Annotated in this window: 13 protein-coding genes; 6 read left to right on the forward strand and 7 right to left on the reverse strand. The window is 42.5% G+C overall.

The genetic code is table 11. From position 1 onward, the window contains the following. Positions 1-50: 50 nt before the first annotated feature. The 4 genes from KXD93_RS18615 to KXD93_RS18630 form a co-directional block, all read right to left on the reverse strand. A complete protein-coding gene (locus KXD93_RS18615) occupies positions 51-704 on the reverse strand; it encodes a hypothetical protein (protein WP_258138856.1) in 654 nt (217 codons plus the stop codon). Positions 705-772: 68 nt separating this feature from the next. Then, the gene (locus KXD93_RS18620; protein ID WP_258138857.1) at positions 773-1,705 is read right to left on the reverse strand and encodes an AlbA family DNA-binding domain-containing protein; all 933 of its coding nucleotides are present in this window, start codon (positions 1,703-1,705) and stop codon (positions 773-775) included. A gap of 539 nt (positions 1,706-2,244) precedes the next feature. Then, the gene (locus KXD93_RS18625) at positions 2,245-2,487 is read right to left on the reverse strand and encodes a hypothetical protein (protein WP_258138858.1); all 243 of its coding nucleotides are present in this window, start codon (positions 2,485-2,487) and stop codon (positions 2,245-2,247) included. Positions 2,488-3,187: 700 nt separating this feature from the next. Continuing rightward, the gene (locus KXD93_RS18630; RefSeq protein WP_258138859.1) at positions 3,188-4,510 is read right to left on the reverse strand and encodes a glycosyltransferase family 25 protein; all 1,323 of its coding nucleotides are present in this window, start codon (positions 4,508-4,510) and stop codon (positions 3,188-3,190) included. Positions 4,511-5,487: 977 nt separating this feature from the next. Here KXD93_RS18630 and KXD93_RS18635 point away from each other — a divergent pair. From KXD93_RS18635 to KXD93_RS18645, 3 genes are read left to right on the forward strand one after another with little or no spacing between them, the layout of a single operon-like run. After that, complete coding sequence (locus KXD93_RS18635; protein ID WP_258139030.1) at positions 5,488-5,895, forward strand: EVE domain-containing protein; 408 nt, start codon at positions 5,488-5,490, stop codon at positions 5,893-5,895. Positions 5,896-5,899: 4 nt separating this feature from the next. Next, positions 5,900-7,027 carry a carbohydrate-binding family 9-like protein gene (locus tag KXD93_RS18640; RefSeq protein WP_258138860.1) on the forward strand — a complete coding sequence of 376 codons (1,128 nt, stop codon included), beginning with the start codon at positions 5,900-5,902 and terminating at the stop codon, positions 7,025-7,027. Beyond that, positions 7,020-8,102 (forward strand): family 10 glycosylhydrolase, encoded by a 1,083-nt coding sequence (locus KXD93_RS18645; protein WP_258138861.1) that lies wholly within the window; start codon positions 7,020-7,022, stop codon positions 8,100-8,102. The genes KXD93_RS18640 and KXD93_RS18645 overlap by 8 nt, the downstream gene beginning before the upstream one ends. Before the next feature lie 231 nt (positions 8,103-8,333). On the opposite strand, the gene KXD93_RS18650 is transcribed toward KXD93_RS18645, so the two are convergent. After that, the gene (locus tag KXD93_RS18650) at positions 8,334-10,835 is read right to left on the reverse strand and encodes an Hsp70 family protein (RefSeq protein WP_258138862.1); all 2,502 of its coding nucleotides are present in this window, start codon (positions 10,833-10,835) and stop codon (positions 8,334-8,336) included. Between the two features lie 2 nt (positions 10,836-10,837). Further along, the gene (locus KXD93_RS18655; protein ID WP_258138863.1) at positions 10,838-11,140 is read right to left on the reverse strand and encodes a hypothetical protein; all 303 of its coding nucleotides are present in this window, start codon (positions 11,138-11,140) and stop codon (positions 10,838-10,840) included. Between the two features lie 74 nt (positions 11,141-11,214). Between KXD93_RS18655 and KXD93_RS18660 the strand changes: the two genes are divergently transcribed. Next, positions 11,215-12,843 (forward strand): hypothetical protein, encoded by a 1,629-nt coding sequence (locus tag KXD93_RS18660; protein ID WP_258138864.1) that lies wholly within the window; start codon positions 11,215-11,217, stop codon positions 12,841-12,843. A gap of 19 nt (positions 12,844-12,862) precedes the next feature. Here KXD93_RS18660 and KXD93_RS18665 read toward each other — a convergent pair whose 3' ends face one another. Beyond that, on the reverse strand, positions 12,863-13,387 hold the full coding sequence (locus tag KXD93_RS18665) for an acyl-CoA thioesterase (protein ID WP_258138866.1): 525 nt from the start codon (positions 13,385-13,387) through the stop codon (positions 12,863-12,865). A 167-nt stretch (positions 13,388-13,554) separates the two neighbouring features. On the opposite strand from KXD93_RS18665, the gene KXD93_RS18670 reads away from it, so the two are divergent. Further along, on the forward strand, positions 13,555-15,807 hold the full coding sequence (locus KXD93_RS18670) for a S9 family peptidase (RefSeq protein WP_258138867.1): 2,253 nt from the start codon (positions 13,555-13,557) through the stop codon (positions 15,805-15,807). Positions 15,808-16,040: 233 nt separating this feature from the next. Beyond that, entirely contained in the window at positions 16,041-19,631 is a 3,591-nt protein-coding gene (dnaE, locus tag KXD93_RS18675; protein WP_258138868.1) for a DNA polymerase III subunit alpha, read from the forward strand. The last annotated feature ends 73 nt before the right edge of the window (positions 19,632-19,704 follow it).

Raw genomic sequence — 19,704 nt, forward strand, 5'->3', positions numbered from 1 at the left:
ATGCAAGTCGCCCATTTAAGCATGCTTGAATAGGCCGAGTTCATGAGTATTTACGAGTATTTTTCAATCATCTTTTTTCGTATGACGTTAGTTAACACAACGGTAAGTCTATTTACAATTTCCTCTTGAAGATTCCTATTCTCAATAAAACGTTCTCTTGACGAATTATTTTCTCGAATCATGGAATCATTAATTACGCCAGTCATTTTGTAATTAACAGCAAAAGTTTCTACTGAAATTAGGTAGTCAAATGTTGATCTACACAAATTATTTGCTTCCAAGTAACTGGTTTTCATTTGCTTAATAAAAGTTTCATCTTCCAACTCAAATAGTGATAATACCCAAAACGCCCTACTTACGACAGATTGTTGACGATTCAAATCATTAATAACTTCCCTGATTTTTTCAGGTTCGAAAACTTGATTTATAACGACGCTTATATTCTTTATTGAAAACTCTGTCCAGTAAACATATTCTTCATAAAAGTTTATTAAAGCGAGTTTGTTTTTTTCAAGATATTGGGATTTTTGGGAGTACGCGTGCTGAACTTCGGACTTAACATTTTCGATCTTATTAGTTATTTCTTCTATATCTTCTTTTGTAGCTAAATTTTTTCCTTTTTCTTGCGAATAGCTTTTAACAAAAGCAATGTAGGTAGTTAATAAAATAATTATAGCTTCTAATATGATCTGGGTTATTTGCATTTTTTCAATTAACTAAAATTAGAAAGTCAGATTATTCAAAGATGGACGCTTAAACGGCGGGTGTTATATTAGTATACCATTAAAGGGAGACTAATAACTTTTCCGCTATTCATGGTTAAGACAATAGCTTGGACAACAACATTTTTTAAATTTAAATTTATCCTCTGTGCTCGTTGAATTGATTTATTATTGGAAAAAATTCCTTCCAATATTGGCGAATAATTTATAATATCATTAATAGCGACCAAAATTGGTTGATTGTCAACCATTTTGAAAGTATATTCTTCTTCGGCACGTGGTTCGATCTCCTCGCTAAATTTAAGTTCAATGTCGACTATAGCCAATGGCCTTGAACCTTGGTTTTCAAACGTTAAAGTCGGTTGTATATTCATCGAATTATAAGTCCCCGCCGCCCCTTGACCATTGATCTGTAAGGTTTGACGTTTGACACCGACGATTATTTTGTATTCAGGAATGATATTTTTTCTATCATAATACATAATATCAATATCATTTTTAGAAGCATCATAATTCGACGAATTCTTTCTTATAAATATTTTATTGAATTCCTCTCTAATCCCGTTTTTAGTTTCACGTTTATACACTCTCAAAATATGAGGTTTGTCGACCGAAGGCGGGATATGGATTATACTCAGTTGATGCCCTGAGATGGTTATATCGAAAGTATTTAAATCAAAAACAATATCAATACGTTTAATTAAAACGTTCCTGAGTTCTGCGCTATCTTTTAATCCACTATCAGAAAATTTAGTATCTGTAAAGGAATTCGTTTTGTCGTCGAACCCTATTATAATAAAGCCGTCCAACCCAAACGTATTCGCAATTGCACAGGTGTCTTTCAGAAATTCATTAAGACCATAAATGCTTTTTAAATCCCACCATTTACTTTTACAGTCAATTTTTAAATTTTCAATAGCCTGGCCATCTATACTTTGCGCTATGATAGGTTCAATTTGTTTTATGATTTGGTCTTGGTTCATTATAAAAAATGGGAGAAAATATTGTTATTCCATAGACTATTTGGAACTACTAAAGATACCACATTTTATGTCATCCCACATTACTCCTCCAAAATTCTCCCATTCCCTTCCTAATTTTCTCAAAAAATACATTTGACAAAACGATCGTCTATGTAGGGTTGATTCCGCAGGATCTCTCATCTAGGACTCTGCGATAGTTTGTAATCATTCATGCACATGGATAAAGCCAGCAGTATACTTAACATGCAGCGCAGGGAGCACTTTCAAGAGACCCTGCGAAAACAAATTACCAGCTATTTACATCTGTTTAAGCCTTGATAAAAATCAAATAGACTGATAATGAGGATGCTTCATAGTGTTCCGGGTGTTCCACATGTAAAATGGAACGCTTTGCCTGCGTGCGAGACCCTGCGAAAAAAAAATGCCATTAACTTAGTTTTAAGAGAAATAAACAAAACAAATCAATAATCGCTAATCAATACAAATTTTGTTCATTTCGCCCTCGGCTCAAGTTAATGACATTGGTCGCAACCATCGTTTTAGCAAGTAAATGCAGCCATAAAAATGCCTGGTGGTTTATAAATACGGTGGTTTATGGTACTTACCGGTTCTACGAGAAATTTATCCCACGTAACAAGCATAAGCACCACCAAAAGGACCACAATGCCAACCAGACGGGCATCCCGTTTGTCGGCAATCAGGGCCATTACCGGATCCACCAGGGCAAGGAGCGCACTTGCTATTGACGCAGCAGTCGCTACCACAAATAGGGGAATGGCCATTGCTATCTGCAATGCAATTGGCACCTATACTACCTTTTCCCATCACATTTCTGAGCTCTGCTCTTGTAAGCAACCCCGTGGCGCCTAATTCAAGCGCTTTGAGCTTTAATTTTTTCATTATAATTTATTTAAATTGGGCCTCTATTATCGGGTTGCGGCTTTCCCTATCCTGTTTTACCGAAGGCAGGCAACTTATTGTTCGCGAGACAATTTCTTTGCAGTCATATTTTATATAAAATATTTGGTTTATAGTTTAGGGGAGCCTGCGCCCGTTAATAAATACGGCGGGAGTTGCTTTGATAGGTGCCCGAGGGAAATAAACTTGAATGACCAGGATTTTCTTTAATACGGCATCAATATTATTAAGTATATAAAGTTGGCGTACGAGACAGGTTAAGACGAATGACAGGTTATTTTTCATAATAAGGTCTGATGGGATAGTGCTTAGGAATATTAATTGGTATTTCAAATCTAATTTATAGATGTCTATAATACAAGTATTAATGAAAAATAATTGGCATACTCCGGAGGCGTTCCCGGAATGATCGCGTTATCGCATTCAATATTCCGCTTGTAGAAAGTTTACCCGATGAAGCTTGCGCGGAGGGTTATTCCCCGATGATCTTACCGCAGCCTTGTTTTATGAAGCCGCCGATTTTCGAAGGGTTAATGGCTATAAAGTAACCTATGAACCGGAACTTTAAACGTTATACCTGATATATGCCTGTTTAATACTTTCTAATTTTTTTGCCGAGGCTGCAAACATATTTTCTGCTATACCTTTTTGTTCATTGTGAATTACAGCTATATCTGAATAGCCAAAATCTTTTTGTACCGAAATAAAAGGGTATAAAACCATTTTGCTACTCGTCATTTCTGCGAGTAAGTGGTCTGCAAGTACATTGTCATTAACAGGTTCATCTAATATTTGCTGAAAAAAAATTTTGTACAAAACAATAAACGGGGTGGCCAGACAGCGGGAAACCCAAAACCGGTTAGCAGCAATCATTACTTCATTCTCGGTAATACTACTGCCGCCCGATAAGTAACTTACGCCGCTTGCGTGAGCTTCGATGATATTTTTTAATAAATACGCTTTTGAATAATGGTCGGTAAACTCGTGGTTGTCCGCACAAATAACAATAACATCATCATCCGCATCAATTGCCATCCGGATAATTTTACGAATACTTTGCCATAAGCCAACCGCAGCAATTTCGTGTTTACAGGCCTCCACAATGGTGACATCAAATTCGGGTTTGTTTTCAAATTGCTGTTTTATGTGGGCCAGCCTTTCCGTTCGTTCAGGTAAATTAATAATATAGGTAGGTATGGTTAAAGTGTTATATATTTCAGCATCCTGTTCATCGGGCTGGGTGATATTGTTGTAGTACCCTGCAACGTTTTTTAAGTTTTGCAACCACGTTGCGCTTTTTAAAAATAACTCATCGGCCCGGCCCGGCAGGTTGTTCATAGGGGTGGCATCCGAATAACCAAAATCTTTTTGTATCGAAACAAAAGGGTAAATTATAAATTTATCTTGCGTAAGCGCAGATATTTTGAAATCGGCGGCATCGTAGTCACCAAAGTCAGCTTGTAATATGGCCTCAAAAAATTTCTTAAACACAATTATAAATTGTGTGCCGTTAAAAATATACGACCAAAGCAAGGTGTCGTTCACCGGGGCCACACCGTCGAACCAATTAACGCCGCCTATCAGGATATCTGCATTTAGCTCTTTTGCCTGGCTTATGCTTTTAAAAAGCAGCTCCTTTGAATAAAACGACGTAAACTGATGGTCGTCTTCACAAATGAGAATATATTCATCATCACTGCCGGCTGTTTCTTGTAAAATGTATTTTATAGTGAGCCATAAGCCAACGGAGCCTATTTGATGTTCGCGGGCTTCAATAATTTTCACATTAAACTCATTATGTGCGGCAAACTCGTGTATAATGTGTTGCCTGCGGTCGGCCCGGCTTTTTAAGTTGATGATAAAAGTGGGGATTTGTATTGGACTCATTAGGCTATTTCCGCATTAGATAATTAGTTTTTTAAATAAGGTACCCCGTAGTTGAAGCTGAGTATAATTGACAGTAATAAGATCTTTGCCTTCCTCCCGTCATCCTGACAAGGTTTGAGGCAACTGATATTTTAGGCTATATAATAACGGTGAATACACGTTGGTAAGTAACTTTTAATAGCTGCTTATTTACGGAATAGATATTGGACTGTTTTGTAAACAAGGACATAGGCTTTGAGATTTTTGGTTAGGCTAATTTATAAATATTTTTAATTTTTAGAGCTTGTTTAAAATTGAGGGATAAAATGGCTTTGGGTTGAAAAGACCCGTCCAGCGTGCCGCCTGGCAAAACAATTTTCAGTTCCCGCAGGGTCTCTCATGGAGGCCCCAGCGATGGTTTGCAATCAATGATGCACATGGATAATGCCGGCAGTATACTTAGCATACGGCGCAGGGGCCCTTTCAAGAGGCCCTGCGAAAACAAATTACCAGCTATTTACATTTGTTTAATCCTTGGTGAAAATAAAATAGATTGATAATGAGGATGTTTCATAGTGTTCCGGGTGTTCCACATGTAAAAATGGAACGCTTTGCCGGCGTGAGAAGACAAAAAAGTGGGTTTACATGTAAACCCACTTTTTTTCATTGAAAATCTATTTAATGATTTGATTAACAGTTATTTATATACAGTTTAAACCCTGAAATATGTAAACCATGTAAACCCACTTTTTTTTTCATGGAGTCAAAAAAGATGTTTAGTATTTCTCAATTAAATACATTCCAATCCGTGGGGCATTGCAGGAGAGCCTGCGAAGACAAAGAACAAAAACATAATTTAATGTTAACCCCCCTGTTTTTTCAATTGATTGATTAATAGGTATTTAATGCTAAAATATTCGAAATTGTGTTAACCCTGTTAACCCCCTTTGTGCTTGCCATTTTCCCCAAATTAATTACATTTGGCAAAACGATTATCTATGCAGCATTGGTTGGTAAAATCAGAACCATTTAAATACAGTTGGGAGAAATTCAATAAAGACGGCCGCACCTTTTGGGATGGCGTGCGTAACTACCAGGCGCGCAACAACCTGCGTGAAATGAAGGAGGGCGACCTGGTGCTGTTTTACCACAGTAACGAGGGTAAGGAGGTTGTCGGTATAGCCAAGGTTGTGAAGGAAGCTTATCAGGACCCCACCACCAGCGATCCAAATTGGGTAGTGGTTGACCTTGCGCCTGTTGAGGCGCTGAAAACCCCTGTTACTTTGGAGGAGATCAAGGCTGATGCGCAGCTGAAGGATATCGGCCTGGTGCGCCAGGGACGCCTTTCAGTAATGGGGGTGAAGCGTGAAGAGTTTGACCGGATCCTTGAACTTAGCAGCCGGTAAGCTTATGAACAACCTATTCCGCAATTACCCGAAAATATTTGTCCTCTTATCCATCTTTTTTGCCGCACCTTATGCCAAAGCACAGGAGCAGTTTAAGGGACTGGAGAATTTATTTACCGTCCCCAAAGGCTATGTGGTGGGCTATACAAAAACACCGCCTGTTATTGACGGCGATGTTAACGACCCGGTTTGGCAGCAAGCTAAATGGAGTGATGATTTTGTTGACATTGAGGGCGATCTGAAACCCAAACCGCCGCTGCAAACCAATATCAAAATGCTTTGGGGCGACAGCAGCCTGTACATCGCAGCCCGCATAATGGAACCAAACGTATGGGCCTACTTAAAGCATCGTGATGATATCGTTTTCATGGATAACGATGTGGAAATGTTCATCAACCCCAATAACAGCATGCACCAGTATTACGAAATTGAATGCAATGCCATCAATACCATATTCGACCTTTATTTGAACAAAGCCTACCGCAACGGCGGCAACCCCATGAGTGCCTGGAACACGCCGGGGATGCAGTCGGCAGTAAAGGTGCAGGGCACGGTAAATGATCCGTCGGACAAAGACCAGGGCTGGACGATGGAGATGGTAATTCCGTTCAGGGCGCTGGGCCTGAGCAACAGGTTTCAGCAGCCAAAGGACGGAACAACATGGCGCATCAACTTTTCGCGGGTGGAATGGGATACCAAAGTGGTTAACGGGAAATATGAAAAGCTGAAGGGTGAAAACGGCCGTAACCTGCCCGAGCATAACTGGAGCTGGAGCCCGCAGGGACTAATAGCCATGCACTGCCCCGAGCGTTGGGGTTACCTGCAATTCACAAAGGGCGAGGCAGGCGATAAAACATTTACACTACCTTATGCTGAAAAACAAAAGGAGTACTTGTGGCTGGTTTACTACCGGCAAAAGGAATGGCAGAAAAAGAATAAAGTTTATGCCGCAACGCTGGATGAGTTGGGTGTTGACAGTAAGATTACCATAGATACCGGTAAAAACACACTGCAACTGGAGGCTACGCCGCACCAGTTTATGGCGCTGATAACCGATACAACAAATAACATAACCTGGACGATAAACCAGGAGGGTTTAGTTACCATATTAAAAAAGGACCCGAATGAATAAGCGTGATTTTTTAAAGGCCGGCCTGGTCGCCGGTGCAGCCGCAGCCTTGCCGTTGGGAAATGTAGCCGCAAAACCTGTCGCCGCTAAAAAGCACCCCAAATTTAAAAACTGGGTATGGACCAACCCCAATCAAAAGGATACTGACGAGGAAATCAATACGCGTTTTGCAGGGTTTAAGGCAGGCGGGATAACCGGGATCTTTTTTGAGTCGGACAGTGAGCGGCATTTCCGTGCGGCAAAGGCGCATGGCATCGAGGCGCACCGCTGGATCTGGACCTTTAACCGCGCCGAGCTGGTAAGTGTTCACCCGGATTGGTACAGCAAGAGCCGTAACGGTGATTCATGTGCTGACAAGCCGCCTTATGTAAACTATTACCGCTGGCTTTGCCCGTCGCGCCCCGAGGTGCAGCAATATTTGGAGCAAACGGTTAAGGACATATTAGACAAGGAATATGTAGACGGCATCCACCTGGATTATGTGCGTTATTGCGATGTGGTCTTACCGGTTAACCTTTGGGCCAATTATAAGATTGAACAGATAAAGGAGTTGCCCGAATATGATTTTTGCTACTGTAACGTTTGTCGTGCAAAATTTAAGGAACAGTATGGAACCGACCTGTCGGATATTCAATTTCCGGAGGCCAGTTTATCATGGCGACTGTTCCGTTATGGCAACATCATCCGCGTGGTGAACAGCATTTCGGCTATAGCCCATCAGCATAAAAAACAAATTACCGCCGCCGTTTTCCCAACACCCGAAATAGCCCGCCGCAACGTACGCCAGGATTGGACAAACTTTCACCTCGACGGCGTTTGCCCGATGATCTACCACGGATTTTACAAGGAAAAGGTAGGCTGGATAGGCGATGCCGTTGCCGAAGGGGTACATTTTTTAGCTGGCGAGTTCCCGCTGTATGCCGGGCTTTACATTTCTGATTTTAAAAATGACGACGAAATTAAGCAGGGTATTCAATTGGCGTTGAAGAATGGCGCACATGGAGTATCGTTGTTTGGGAATATTACGCCATCTATTTTGGAGATTTTGAAGGGGGAGATGGTAGGGGTGAATAGTTAAAACTATAAAAACTTGTAATTGCGAGGAGGAACGACGAAGCAACCTTGTCGCTATGCATATTCATCATGCAGGTTCTACACCTTTCTCTTCGCTCTGTATAGTTACGAGGTTGCCACGCTATCGCTCGCAACGAAATTTTTTTTTATTTCTCTTCCTCCTTTTCAAAAACAGGATCTTCAATTCTTCGGTTTCATCGGAAGTTATATCAAATTCTGGTTTTAGTATCATAAATTATCGTAACCCAAGGTTAGAAGTTGATCCGCCGCCAACCTGCTCATCCGGGTTTTCTCGTTTTTTGAATTCATTCTTCACATTTGCACTTAGTACGTAAACCAATTGTCTTAATTGTTGATAATTTTTTTCGTTGATATGGCGAATTCCTTCTTCTATCAAAAAGCCAAGATTTGCAGGTTCTTTAAAATGTTCAGGCGGCCTGGAGGCTATATTATAAAATAGGGACACATAGTTTTCATCGCTTTGCAGAAAAATGGCCCAGTTCAGCTCCGTCAGTTCCTTTTGATACTTTTCAATCAAATGTTTGTCTCCCGAGTTCAAAAACTCGCCTTCCCGACTTACTATATTTTCAAACGCAGTTAGCTGCTGGCTCGTGGCCGTTCCCTTTCGGTCGATAAATAATTGTTTTTGCTCGCGGTACTTGTGAAGCGCGGCATGCACGTCGCGGGCGCGCGTCAGGCTGTCCAGCTCACCAAGCAGTCGCCTTTTTTTTTCGTCGAGCCTGTATTTCTCGGCAGTGATATTATCGTTTTTTATGGCGTGCAACTCGCCTTTCAGGCTGTTGAGATCGGAGGCGATTTTTTGAAATAAGGCCGATACCTCGTAAGCTTCGTCATCATTACTCAGCCTGATCTCCCTGTTCAATATATTTTCTGCCTGTGCAATATCATATAAACTTTTGTCGACACTAACATCACGGCTTGAAATATGGAAGCTGTGTTTTATCAATTGGCCGGACGACGGGATGTAAACCTCTATATTAAGCCCTCTCGATTCGTCCATTGTTAACATTAGTTCGATGTCAGTTCCCTGGATCAGATCGGTAGATATGTCCTTTCCTGAGATCTCGATATAACCTATGCTCAGGTTTGAACCCGGCATGGTCCCACCCTTACCCTCAACAACATTAATGATGATCTTATCATCAGAGTTTTTAATAACCGATTTTGAAAATACCTTGTACAGCGTCCTGTTCAATGGCAGTATATTGTTGCGTTTAAAAATCGGTTCAAGGTAAGTGGTGCCGTTATTTTTGTCCAGTTCGATGCAAATGTCCTCCGGCAATAACTGACCGCTAACATTATATAAACCATGCGATATGCTAATGGCCGAATTGCTGTAGATCTCTTTTTGCCTGATATCAAAGATTCCTAAGCGGAAAGTATTCTTCGATTTTGGTATAAGCGTCACAAATTCAGAAGCCGATTGGTCGAACGAGCGCAGCCCGCTGTCAAATCCGCCATCGCTTCTTGTAATGCGGTAGTACCCGGTAAAAGGGTTGGCCGTTTTAAAAGCGATCAGCTCTTCTTTATCATTTGTAAATGCCTCGTATGAAAGCTTGATATCAATTGTGGCTTTGGGCTGGTCGTTTTGTACAACAGGGTTTTCTGAAACTGGTTTTGGCTGCGAACCGGCATAATATGCGGCTCCAACAATAACTGCCGTAGTCGGGTCAACGCTATCGTCAATTATTGTATTGGATATATTCTTCAGTGCGTCTTTAATGTAGGGGATATAGGTTGTACCTCCAACCAAAATAATACGTGAAATATCGCTGAACGACATGCTGTTCTCTAACAGCAGGGACCGGATAAATTCCTCTGTCTCTTTATATTTTGGCTCAACTACAGTATTAAAGACATCGCGGGTTATCTCAAATTCGGCAGATATATCTAATTCAGGAAAATTTATCTCTATCCAAACGGATGGAGACATTGAAAGCTCTTTTTTAGCCTCCTCGGCCTGGTAATTTAAGTAGTGCCAAAGTTTTTCGTAAACGCCGGTTTTTTGCGATACTTTTTGCCAAAGTTCAGCATCGCCGGTCAGTTCGGCCAGGCGTGGGATAATTACCTGGGCGATAAACGCATGATCGATATCTACGCCACCTAAGAAATTATTACCCTTATTGTCAATAACCTTCAGTTCCCGCTGGTTAATGTACACCAGGGCTGTGTCGAAGGTGCCACCCCCAAAATCATAAACCAGCCAGCGTTGTTCGTCCTCTATATTCAAATGGCTAAGATTGGCGTAGGCAAGGCAGGCCGCCACCGGCTCCTGCAAAAGAACAACATGCTCAAACCCGGCCAGGTATCCTGCTTTTTTGGTCGCGTTGGATTGTATGGTATCAAAAGAAGCAGGAATGGTGATTACGGCTGCTTCGGGTGGATTGCCGTGTATGTAGCTTTTAAGTTCCTTTAAAACATAGGCCGATAAGTCGATAGCTGAAACTTCTGTTATTTCGTCTTGTTGGTTAACCGGGTATATTTCGTTGGTGCCAATTTTACGTTTAAAGGCGCTGAATACGTTTTGTGCGTTCGATAGGTATTGTTCGCGGGCTTTATCGCCAACAATTATGCGGCCCTTCCTGAACGATACTACTGACGAGAGTATTTCGCGATGCCCAACAGGGTTTTTTAAAACCTGTACCTTTCCGTTCTCATATTTACCGATCCCCGAATTGGTAGTACCCAAATCAATGCCGAAATTTATATTATCCATATTTACACTGCCTCAACTATAACAATTCCCTTTTGTACCAAACTTATATCATCGATATTCCCTTTTTGATAAATAACAGGTTTTAGTACGCGTGTGATACGTAAATCACCATTCAGGGTTGCAGGAAGCGTTGCTTCGATATCGCTATCCGTTTCGGAATATTTTCGGTTTATCGGATTAATAACTCGGTAACCCATTTCCTCAAACTCATGAAATATCCGTTTAAAATTCCTTTCTGCAGAAAGGTCATCCCTTGATTGCAATTTTTGCTCTAACTCAAAAACCTGGTTAATAATGGCTAACATTATATTTTTAATTTATCACGAAGATAATTTTATTTGATTATACCTTTAAGCAATTTTATCACAGATAGTAAGCAGTGCAAATTTTAAGAGCTTTAGAAAGTATAGGCTTGACGCGGGAACATTTAACCGGCATCAACAATGATGAGATTATCCGCATTGAAAAAAAACTGACCGCCGAAAGTCGGCTAAATGAAGAGTTAACAAAAAACGATGTTAGCCGGATTATTAAGCTTTTAAAAGATTACCCTGACGTTTTGCACTGGCTTTGCCAATACCAATGTTTGTATGGTATTTTGGTTGGTGTTGATGCTGAAGAAATAGATACTGTACGGCGCCATCCGGCCGCCGAGGCCGAAAGAATACGGCAGGTTATAGCAGCTTACTTTTATGATGATGTGTTAACTTACATCAACCTTAACTTTAGCGGCAACGCGCCGAACTGGAACAACCTGAGGGTGCTTTTACACTATAAAGCACTTTTACCCATCAATATCCTGAATGTTGTTTTCCAGCGGCTGCAAAACAAGATAGATTTCGGCTTAAACGAATTGAAAAAACATACAGGCCAGAGCGAGTTCAATAACAATTGCAGGTTCCTGGCAGATAAAGTTTTTTTTATGCTGCTTAGCGATGTAGATCTGAAATATTTTGAAAGATACGTCTATGCTACAGCAACGTACTTAAAGCAGAACCGGAAAAATTTCAAAGCGCAATTACTACAAGACATGGTGATAGCCATGCGTTATTTTAATGCCGATGATTTGAAGCTGGACTATTTTTTACGTACCATCACCGGTAATGCTGTGTATTACTCAACCCGCAGCCGCAGCCCATGGGCTCCTTATGTGGGTGTTCTGTTTTTTTTGATTTCGCTCCTGCGTTTTTGTGCCAATGTAGGTAACTCTAGCTATGTTAATAATAACCGGGATGTGTCCTATAACTCACAATCGCAGCTTTATCAGAAAATCGCGGAAGAGCCGAATCCCATGGATTCCGCAAAAAGCAAAATGGGCAGGTTTGTAGAGGCGCGGTATTTTTCGCTAAATTATCCGTTAAACTCGTGGAGGGAACCGATAGTAAAGCCTGCAAAATATGCTAACCCTTTTACTAACGATGTTTTTCAATTCAACAACATTGGCACGAGGCATAACCTTAATAGCCTTAATATATTTAACAATACTTACAATGAGTGCGTTGTAATTGCTTATTACCGGGAAACATACGATATATACGTCAGGAAGTATACGTCTGTAGAAGATGGCTACCCTCCGTTTATGTACGCCATTTATGTTCCACCGGGCGACAGTATAAAAATTGATTTTAAAATGTCGTTGTTGCGTTTTTATATGGGGCGCAGTTTAAGAGGCTTTAATACATACAGGAATAAATCCTACCCTGACTCATCTGATGTAAAATTTGCAAAATTCACGCCTCTGGATTCGCTTCTGTTCTCTCGTCCGTTTGTTTTTAATGGTGAAAAGTTAAAAACGCAAAGCATCGTCATTTCGCAGCCATCGGCGGATGTTTATAAATTACAATGGCAGGGATCTGGAAATTTATATCCTTTTAAATGGCAGGGACCCAATTATCGAACCGATCAGATGGATAGCGCGACCAATAAAAAACCATTGTTTTTATATGTGCCTGCCACAAAAAACACTGGCGATAACGTGATACCTGATTTTGATACTTTTTTAAATTGAAGCTAAAATGGAATGGTTACTACTTCTCTTCTTCCCCAAAAAACAAAGCCTTTAACTCCGTAGCATCATCCGGCTTCATTTTACCACCCAGTATCAACCTTAACTGCCTGCGGCGAAGCGCGCCCTCAAACAACACCATGTCTTCAATAGTGACAGGGATCAGCTCCGGTACCGATACACTTTGGCCGTTTTGATCAAGCGCCACAAATGTATAATAGGCCTCATTGCTTTTAACCCTGGTGCCGGAAGGGATATTCTCGGCCCAGACATCAAGCCTCACCTCAACCGAAGTATTAAACGCTCTTGAAACCTTGGCTTCAATGGTCACCACGTCGCCCAACTTTACAGAATGCTTAAAGGAAACATTATCAACCGATGCCGTTACCACAACCCGGTTGCAATGCTTTTGCGCCGATATAGCAGCGGCAATATCCATCCAGTGCAGTAATCGCCCGCCCATTAAATTGTTCAGTGTATTGGTGTCGTTGGGTAACACCAGCTCATTCATAATGGTATGCGACTCTTTAGGCGATTTTCCTTTCATAAGGCAAATGTAAGCATAAAGCTTAAAGCGTAAAGTCCAAAGCTTTAATTGCTTCCAGCTTGGAGTTTTTCCTTTTTTGCTTTCAGCTTTCTCCTTTCAGCTTTCTGCTCTTGTTCAAATGACCCAATTCCATTAGCTTAGCCAATCAAAATATTCAAATCACTTTTATGAATCATAAATTTATGCGCGCAGGTTTAGTTTGCTCTCTTGCGCTGGGCTTTTTATTGCCTGTTGGCAGCATAGCACAAACCAAACCGGGCTATGCGAGTTTGGAGGATGCTTTACAATCAGGCGGGAAGCTGTATGGCAATCCCGGTCCGCAAAGCGTTAACTGGACCGATGGCGGCAACAAATATTCTTTTATCAACAACGACGAGATCCGTTCGATGGACGCCAAAACACAAAAGGATGAGCTGGTATTCACTAACAAAGGCCTGAAGTTCCCCGGCTCCGACAGCGCATTTAACTACGAATCGTTCCAATGGTCGCATGATTCAAAGCATTTGGTTTTTAAAACTAATTTCCGACCCATTTATCGCAGATCGGGTGTGTCGGATTATTTTATTTATGATTTGGCAGGCAAGCAATTAAAACAGGCGGCAAAGGATGCACGGTCGGCTGAGCTATCTCCGGATGGTTCAAAGGTTGGTATAGAACGCGGCGGTAATATGTACGTTTACAATTTCGCGACAGCAAAAGAAACGCAGCTCACCAACGACCAAACCGACGAGCACGGCATTTTCAATGGTCATTACGATTGGGTTTATGAAGAAGAATTTGGCCAGGCACAGGCATGGAACTGGTCGCCGGATAACAAGTACATGGCCTTTTGGCAGTTTGACGAGCGTAAGGTGCCCGATTTCCAGATGACCAATTTTGAAGGGAACCACCCGGATCAGATCCATATTTCTATCCCGCAGGTTGGCGATGCTAACCCATCGGTTAAAATTGGCGTGGTTGATGTGGAATCAGGCAAAAAGGTTTGGCTCGCCCCGGATGAAACGGGCGATTTTTATATCCCCCGCATTTACTGGACAAGCACCCCGGATGTGATAGCGCTGATGACCCTCAATCGTGCGCAAAACCACATGAAGCTGTATTTCTTCAACGTGAAGACCGGTGAGCACCATGTAGTACTGGAGGAGCAGAATAAAACCTGGGTAGCCATATTTAACTTCTATACCAATGTGAATGATATGATCTACTTTCCGGAGAAATCGAAGGAGTTTTTCTGGGTGTCTGACCGGTCGGGCTATTACCATATTTACCGTTATGGGTATGATGGGAAGCTGATTAACCAGGTTACACAAGGTAATTGGGATATGATAAAGGTTACCGGGATTGATGCGGCAGCAAAGAAGATCTATTACCTGTCAGCAGAAACAGGTGGTCTTAACCAGGAGCTTTGGACGGTTAATTTTGACGGAAACAATAAAGCAAAGCTATCCACCGTAAGCGGCTATCATGACATCAACATGTCGCCCAATACTAAATATTTTTTAGACAATTACAGCAATGTAACTACACCATGGCATGTGGCTTTAAGTGATGATAAAGGCAGGGTGCTTAAAATGCTTGAAGACAACCATGAAGTAAGTGAGTTTATAAAAACACATGCTTACTCGCCCGAGGAACATTTTCAGTTCACAAACAGCGAGGGTGTAAAGCTCGACGGCTATTACATAAAACCATTTAATTACGACCCCAATAAAAAATACCCGCTGGTAATGACGGTTTACGGCGGTCCGGAATCGCATGATATATTTGATAATTTTACTACTAGTACCTGGGCCCAATGGCTTGCGCAAAACGGGTATGTGGTTGCCAATGTAAATAACAGGGGAATAGCCAATTATGGCAGCGCCTTTATGAAATCGGTTTATAAGCAATTGGGTAAGCTGGAAAGCAGCGATTTTGTTGAGACCGCCCAATACCTGGTTAAAAAGGGCATTGTTGACGCAGATAACATGGCAATAATGGGCACCAGCTACGGCGGCTTCAGCACAACTTATACGTTGCTTACCCATCCCGGCGTATTTAAGGTAGGCATAGCCAACTCGCCTGTTACCGACTGGCGTTTGTATGACGATATTTACACCGAGCGTTACATGGCGCCTTTAAACGAAAATGAGGAAGGTTACAAAAATAGCTCTGATATCCCTTATGCCGCTAACCTGAAGGATCATTTACTGCTGATCCACTCCATGAGCGATGATAACGTGCACCCGGCTAATACCATGCAATTACTAACCGCCTTAACCAATGCAGGTAAGGACGCTGAATTGCGGATCTATCCACCCGGAGCACATGGCGCGGCCTACAACTGGCCAAGTTACCAATTGATAGAGAACGTAAGCTTCCAGTTTTTAGAGAAGAATTTGAAAGGGAAGAGTGATTTGCCGAATTTGAATAATAAATAATAAAAACTTTTGTCATTGCGAGGAGGAACGACGAAGCAATCTCCTCGCAATGCATATTCGCCATGCTTACGACGAGGTTGCCGCGCTATCGCTCGCAATGACAATGGGAGGTAAGCGGCTAAATTTTTACTTGTTAATAATCAGCGTTTTTTCTCCACAAATCAGAAATCGAACATCCGAAATCCGAAATTCACAATAACTTTGGTATCTTCATTAAAGGAACAGAATAGACGATGCCCGATTTTTCACACTTACACGTTCATACCCAATTTTCACTGCTCGACGGTGCTGCCGATATCTCCAAACTCTACAAAAAAGCAGCAGCCGATGGCATGAAGGCCCTGGCTATTACCGACCATGGTAATATGTTTGGCGTATTCAAATTTGTGGCAGAGGCCGGTAAGCATAACGTGAAACCAATCGTCGGCTGTGAATTTTACGTAGTGGATGATCGCCATAAAAAGCAATTTACCAAGGAGAAAAAAGACAAACGCTATCACCAGCTGATGCTGGCTAAAAATCCCGAAGGTTATAAAAACCTGGTTAAGCTGTGCTCACTTGGTTACATGGAGGGCCTGTACAGCAAATGGCCGCGGATTGACAAGGAACTCATTTTAAAACACCATAAAGGTTTAATTGCGACTACCTGCTGCCTGGGTGCATCTGTGCCACAGGCTATTTTAAGGGGAAGCGAAGAAGAAGCCGAAACCGAATTTAAATGGTGGCTGGACCTTTTTGGCGAGGATTACTACATTGAAATGCAGCGGCACGACATTCCTGAACAAAATACTGTGAATGCGGTGCTGATGAAGTTCGCCAAAAAGTATAATGTGAAGATGATCTGCTCAAACGATTCGCACTATGTGGATCAGCAGGATTCAAACGCGCATGATATTTTGCTTTGCGTGAATACCGGCGATATGCAGAGCACCCCGATAGCTACCGATGAAGAAGGTGGCAAGGGTTATCGCTTCGGTTTCCCTAACGACCAGTTTTATTTTAAAACGCAAGCCGAAATGGGCAAGCTGTTTAACGATGTGCCGGAATCGTTGGATAATACGAACGAGATTGTTGACAAGGTAGAGGTGCTCAAGTTGAAACGCGACATTCTACTGCCAAATTACGTGATCCCGCCCGAATTTAAGATTCATGGCGACAGTGTTGCCGATGCGGATACCCTGAACCAGTGGGAATACCTGAAGGACCTTACATTTAAAGGGGCTAAGGAAAGATATAGGGATATTGACGCCGAAACCGAAGAACGCATCAACTTTGAGCTGTTCACCATCCGTACCATGGGTTTTGCGGGCTACTTCCTCATCGTTGCCGACTTTATACGGGCAGGCAGGGATATGGGCGTATTTATCGGCCCTGGTCGTGGTTCAGCTGCCGGTTCGGTGGTGGCCTATTGTACCGGGATCACCAATATCGACCCGATGAAATACAACCTCCTGTTCGAGAGGTTCCTGAACCCGGATCGTAAATCGATGCCCGATATTGATACGGATTTTGACGATGCCGGTCGCCAGAAAGTTATTGACTACGTGGTTGATAAATACGGTAAAAACCAGGTGGCGCAGATCATCACCTACGGTTCCATGGCTGCCCGTACCAGCATCCAGGATGTTGGCCGTGTGCTGGATATGCCGTTATCTGAAATGAACGCTATTAAAAAGCTGGTTCCTGATACTTTGGGCATCACCCTGAAGGATGCCATTGAGCAGGTGCCCGAGCTGAAGGAAATTTTAAAAGGAAACGATCTGCGTGCCCAGGTGCTTCGCGAAGCTGAAAAGTTGGAAGGATCGGTACGTAATACGGGTGTGCATGCTGCGGGTATCATCATTGCCCCTTACGATTTAACAGACATTGTACCCGTTGCGGTTGCAAAGGACTCTGACCTGCTGGTAACGCAATACGACGGGCGTGTAATTGAAGATGCAGGCGTTATTAAGATGGACTTTTTGGGACTGAAGACCCTAACCATTTTAAAAGATGCCCTGCGGATGATCAAGCAGAACCATGGCGTAGTTATCGACATAGATTACATTCCCCTTGATGATAAGGAAACATTTGAGCTTTACCAGCGCGGCGATACCAACGGTACGTTCCAGTTTGAAAGCGACGGGATGCAGATGTACCTGCGCGAACTAAAGCCGGATAAGTTTGAGGATTTGATTGCGATGAACGCCCTTTACCGCCCGGGCCCGATAGAATATATCCCCAACTTCATCAGTCGTAAGCATGGCCGTGAACCAATTACGTTCGACGTTCCGGATATGGAGGAATACCTGGGTGAGACCTATGGGATCACGGTGTACCAGGAACAGGTGATGCTTTTATCGCAAAAGCTGGCCGGCTTTAGTAAGGGTGATGCCGACGTTTTGCGTAAGGCGATGGGTAAGAAGCAGATTGAGGTGTTGAACAAGATGGAGGCCCAGTTTATGGAAGGCGCCACAGCAAAAGGTCACCCTAAAGATAAACTAACTAAAATCTGGACCGACTGGAAGGCATTTGCTCAATACGCGTTCAATAAATCGCACTCCACTTGTTATGCTTTTGTGGCTTATCAAACGGCCTATTTAAAGGCGCATTATCCATCAGAATACATGGCGGCGGTTTTAAATAACCAGAACAACATGGAGAAGATCACCTTCTTTATGGAGGAGTGCCGCCGCATGGGTGTGCAGGTTTTAGGGCCTGACATTAATGAAAGTGATATGTCATTCGCTGTAAACGCCAAAGGACAGGTGCGTTTCGGGTTGACAGGCGTAAAGGGTGTAGGTGATAAAGCGGTTGAAAGCATTATTGAGGAAAGGGTGGAACGCGGTCCTTATAAATCTGTTTACGATTTTGCACAACGGAGCAATACCCGGAGTGTGAACCGTAAATCGTACGAGAACCTGGTTTATGGCGGTGCGTTCGACGAGTTTGGATTAAACCGTGCACAGTTCTTTGCCAAAACAGAAAATGGCGTATTGACAGGCGTTGAGCGTTTGATAAAATACGCCAATGATTATCAGAATACCCAGAACAGCTCACAATCATCACTGTTTGGTGGTTCGGTGGCGTCCTATATCCCGGAGCCAGCCATGCCGGAAGCTGATGAATGGCCGCTGATAGAAAAACTGAAATACGAAAAGGATGTGATTGGGATCTATTTAACCGGTCACCCGCTTGATAATTATAAGGTAGAACTGGAAAGGTTCTGCAACGCCGGTATCGCCGATTTAAAGAACATGCAGAAGGCCCGCTCGGGCGAGGGTGGCGAGGAGATCATGAACGCATTTGCAAACCTGCGCCGCAAAGGCGAGATCTGCATTGGTGGTTTGGTAGGCAACGTTCAGCATAAAATGACCAAAACCGGTAAGCCGTTCGGTACATTTGTTTTGGAGGATTACAATGAATCATACGAGTTTGCATTGTTTGGCGAGGATTACGTGAAATTCAGGAACATGATGGTAGATGGTTACTTCCTGCACTTAAGGGGTATTATTGAAGAGAAATTCCGCCAGAAGGATAACTGGGATATGAAGATCACGGTGATAAGCCTGTTATCTGAAATGAGGGATAAACTCACTAAATCATTAACTGTATGCCTGGAGCTGAATGCGCTAAACAGCAGGTTGCTGGCCGATCTGCAGGGCCTTATCGACATTAACAATCAAAAATACCCGGTAAAAAACTGCACCCTTAAATTTATGATTAAGGACAGGGAAGAGAATATGCTGGTTGAGCTGCCATCCAAAAATTTTAAGGTAAACCCAAGCGATGACCTGATGGCTGATATTTTCAATTTGACGAATGTACAGCCGGTGTTGAATTAACCCGCTCGTGTCATTGCGAGGTACGAAGCAATCGCGAACACTACAGGGCGAATAGAAGGGTGTAGAATTTGCA

The organism is Mucilaginibacter phenanthrenivorans (assembly GCF_024721155.1).
Lineage (GTDB): Bacteria > Bacteroidota > Bacteroidia > Sphingobacteriales > Sphingobacteriaceae > Mucilaginibacter > Mucilaginibacter phenanthrenivorans.

What these genes read in the sequence shown, in the direction of transcription:
- KXD93_RS18640 (WP_258138860.1), top strand. Translation starts at nt 5,900, where the DNA reads ATGAACAACCTATTCCGCAATTACCCGAAAATATTTGTCCTCTTATCC.
- KXD93_RS18615 (WP_258138856.1), bottom strand. Translation starts at nt 704, where the DNA reads ATGCAAATAACCCAGATCATATTAGAAGCTATAATTATTTTATTAACT.
- KXD93_RS18665 (WP_258138866.1), bottom strand. Translation starts at nt 13,387, where the DNA reads ATGAAAGGAAAATCGCCTAAAGAGTCGCATACCATTATGAATGAGCTG.
- KXD93_RS18620 (WP_258138857.1), bottom strand. Translation starts at nt 1,705, where the DNA reads ATGAACCAAGACCAAATCATAAAACAAATTGAACCTATCATAGCGCAA.
- KXD93_RS18630 (WP_258138859.1), bottom strand. Translation starts at nt 4,510, where the DNA reads ATGAGTCCAATACAAATCCCCACTTTTATCATCAACTTAAAAAGCCGG.
- KXD93_RS18635 (WP_258139030.1), top strand. Translation starts at nt 5,488, where the DNA reads ATGCAGCATTGGTTGGTAAAATCAGAACCATTTAAATACAGTTGGGAG.
- KXD93_RS18670 (WP_258138867.1), top strand. Translation starts at nt 13,555, where the DNA reads ATGAATCATAAATTTATGCGCGCAGGTTTAGTTTGCTCTCTTGCGCTG.
- KXD93_RS18655 (WP_258138863.1), bottom strand. Translation starts at nt 11,140, where the DNA reads ATGTTAGCCATTATTAACCAGGTTTTTGAGTTAGAGCAAAAATTGCAA.
- dnaE (WP_258138868.1), top strand. Translation starts at nt 16,041, where the DNA reads ATGCCCGATTTTTCACACTTACACGTTCATACCCAATTTTCACTGCTC.
- KXD93_RS18650 (WP_258138862.1), bottom strand. Translation starts at nt 10,835, where the DNA reads ATGGATAATATAAATTTCGGCATTGATTTGGGTACTACCAATTCGGGG.
- KXD93_RS18645 (WP_258138861.1), top strand. Translation starts at nt 7,020, where the DNA reads ATGAATAAGCGTGATTTTTTAAAGGCCGGCCTGGTCGCCGGTGCAGCC.
- KXD93_RS18625 (WP_258138858.1), bottom strand. Translation starts at nt 2,487, where the DNA reads ATGGCCATTCCCCTATTTGTGGTAGCGACTGCTGCGTCAATAGCAAGT.